Annotated in this window: 1 protein-coding gene; it reads left to right on the forward strand. The window is 65.7% G+C overall.

Features of this window, described 5'->3' with window-relative positions:
- Positions 1–347 precede the first annotated feature (347 nt).
- Positions 348–2,894, forward strand: coding sequence for a hypothetical protein (locus ACI3ET_RS16240; protein WP_405034110.1), 2,547 nt, complete (start codon positions 348–350; stop codon positions 2,892–2,894).
- Positions 2,895–3,072 lie beyond the last annotated feature (178 nt).

Below are 3,072 nucleotides of genomic sequence, written 5' to 3' on the forward strand. Positions count from 1 at the left end.
AAGGTAGCGTCAGGCACGTCGAGGTCTTCCGGATGGGCTGTGTGAGAACTCCCATCATCGGAAGGCCTCGACACTCATCCCGGTACCGACGCGCCAGCCCTCCCTACACCCTGATCTGTGAAGAGCCCGTTTACCGCCGGCAGAACGATCTGCTCGGTCGTGAGGCGCTGCCTACCGCCCCACCAAACTATGCCGAGCACGTGCCCTTCTTATGGCAATCCTGGAATCGGTGGCTGCAGCAGGGAGGGCGACGGTACGGCGCTCCCACCGCCCGGAGCCACCCCCATTGGACGCACCAGGGCTGGGCACGCAGCCAAGGTCTGTTTCGTCAGCAGGACCGGTTACTGGTGCAGGACTGGTTCGAGGATCGAGGAGTCCGGCCAGGCGACGACATCCCGAGAGTGCGGCTACTCCAAGACTTCCTCTCCTGGCTGGGCTTCCACCGCAGGGAGGGCGGGCCTCTGCTCTCCAGGGTCACTGACGAGGCTGCGCGCGACGTGCTGGCCGATCTGCTCGAGTCAGAGCTCAATTCGTGGACGGGTCAGGTGGCCCGCGCCGGTGGCGAGCGACGGCCACGTGGCCTCCTCGTGTACGACGAGTGGGGGGCAGCCTTTTCGCTGGCGCTGAACCCTTCGGCCGACCTTATGGGCGTCACCATCCAGGTGGCAGACGAAACGATGGTCCTCGAGCGGACCACCGGGTTGGTGACTGTGCCCGTGGAGAGACCCTCAGATCAAGTGCTCAGCATTGGTGAGTCCATCAGGTTGGCTGACGGTCTGGTACTGCGCGGTGGTGGCGAACCGCTGTACCTCATGACCGAGTCAGTGGAGGCCGGCGGGCTGCTGCAGGAGCGCGTGCCAACCATCGGGATGCGTTACTCCCTCCTTGTACCAAACGCTGAAGTGACGAACGTACGAGAGGCCCTGGACGCCTCAGGGGCACAGGGATCGGCAGTCCGGTCCGGACCCGTCGCCGGCTGGTCTTGGCTTGCGCCGGTCGTGTTCTCAGGGCCCGTGAACGGTCGGTACGCCGGGGTGCTGGGCACAGCAACCCCCACGGCCCCGCCACAATCGCGACTACACGGTGGGCTGCGGGTAGCGCAGGGCGCGTACCTCACCGGTGGAGCCCCGGACGTCCTTCTGCAGGACGGCGTGCAGCACACGGACATTCGCCTTGACGGCAAGCCGTACACCGACTCCTCCCCGCAGGACTGGGTGGTCGAGCTGCCCCAGACACGCCTGAAGACCGGAGAGCATCTGGTTGCGACCGGCGAAGAGCGACTGTCGTTCACACTTCAGGACGGCTTCCGGAGCTTCCCCGTCGCTTCGGAGCTGGGGCACCAGCTGGACTTCACCGCGCACAAGACGACGGTATTCGCGTCGACCGCTCAACCTCTGGAGCAGGGGGCGGTGGCCGTCAGGGGCGCGCTAGTTCAGGGCGTTGATCCGCTCCCGGTGCCGCTGCTAAGGGTCATGCCCGGTCTGGAGCTCCTGGTGCTGACCGAGAGTGGTCGAATCCTCGAGGTCGTAGAGGGGGCACCGCAGTGGTTAGTGGAGGCAGATCTGCGACCTGTAGCTGTGGAGATCCCTGCGGTGGTACGCGGACTGGACGATACTCCCGCCTTTGTGCTGCTCCGAAATCTGCGCTCCGGCAGGGTAGACGCCGTCGAGGTGGTACCTGGCTTGCAGACTCCACCGGGGATCGCGCCGAACCGTGAGCGTCCTGACCTCGCGTACCAACTCCTCACCGCATGGCGCGGCATTCCTCACAGCGCGGAGCGGCGCCGCAGCCAGGCCCTAACCGCCGCGATCACCCGGTACGCCGGGCAGCACCCACCGATCTCAAGTGGAAAACACACCGCGACCGGGGCTCACCACCTCCTTGCAGTAGACAGTGCCGGAGGAAACGCCCTCGACGACCTCCTACGGTGGCTCTCCGAGCTCGAAAGTGGCACGACGTCCACCGACCGGATCCGTGAGACCTGGGGCTGGCTTGCACCGCGCCGGGGCGACGGCGACGGCAGCGACTGGCGGCTGGCCCTGTTCCACCTCCAGAACTTGGGACACGTCGAGGTGGACTATGGACACTCCAGGGTGGGAACGGGCCCCCCCGTAGCAAACGTATTACGTCGGGGTGGCGGTCTCGCGCTCCTGTGCGGAGCACGGCCCGGAGCCTTGCTCAAGACACTCACAACGGGCGAGTCGGCTGACCCCGCTGTGGAGTCGGCTCTGGCTCACATGGTCGTGCACAACCGCACCCAGATTGGGCCGAACGGCCAACAGGTAGGCCCGGTTGCCATCTACCTCGAGTGGGATCCCCGACACACGGCTGAAGTCGTGTCGGGCCTGGCTGCCATGAGTGTCAGTACCACCTATGCCTCGGGAGATAGCCTTCTGAACATGCTGCCGGGCATCGACGGGCGGCTAGAGATCGGGCAGCGATTCGAGGTTCCGCCCTCCAAGCAGGCGATGGTACGTGAGCGTGCCCGGTCAGACTGGGAACCAACTCAGTCCGTGCTTCCTCGAGGTTTGTACCGCTTTACGACGCGTCGTGAGCCTGTGTTCGCCTGGCGAGAGGGGCCCAACGCGCCGCTCATCCAGGTCGACCGAAGGCTCGGGCCTTACCTGCTTCTCCAGAACGCTGCCTACGAGGGAGCCGTGAGCCGGCCTCTACTGCACCGGAACATGTCGCGGTCTACGTTGCTGGTGTCTCGAGACGCTTCGCTGACGCCGTTGCTCGCCCGTTCTCTCGTGCTCCGAACCGGCTTTCTCCCACGACCCGTTGAAGGTCCCCACAACACGTTCGGCAAGCGCTACCTGGAGTACCAAAACATCGACCAGCACACGGCAGAGAAGGTCGGGGAGCTGCTAAAGCAGCCCCTGGGCTACCTCTGACCGGACGACGAGGGAGAACCATCGTGGCCGCACAGCCCACCACGCCACTAGCCCCGGTCTTTCATGAGGTGGGGCTGGTGCGCTCGGCGTGGGCGTGATCGTCGTTCTCGTCCGGATTCGGCGCGTGGGCGTGGGGTAGCGCCGGCTGGCGCTGCCGGTCTGCGGTTCTCCGGGGTCC

It is taken from the genome of Ornithinimicrobium jinqii, assembly GCF_045032595.1.
Taxonomy (GTDB): domain Bacteria; phylum Actinomycetota; class Actinomycetes; order Actinomycetales; family Dermatophilaceae; genus Ornithinicoccus.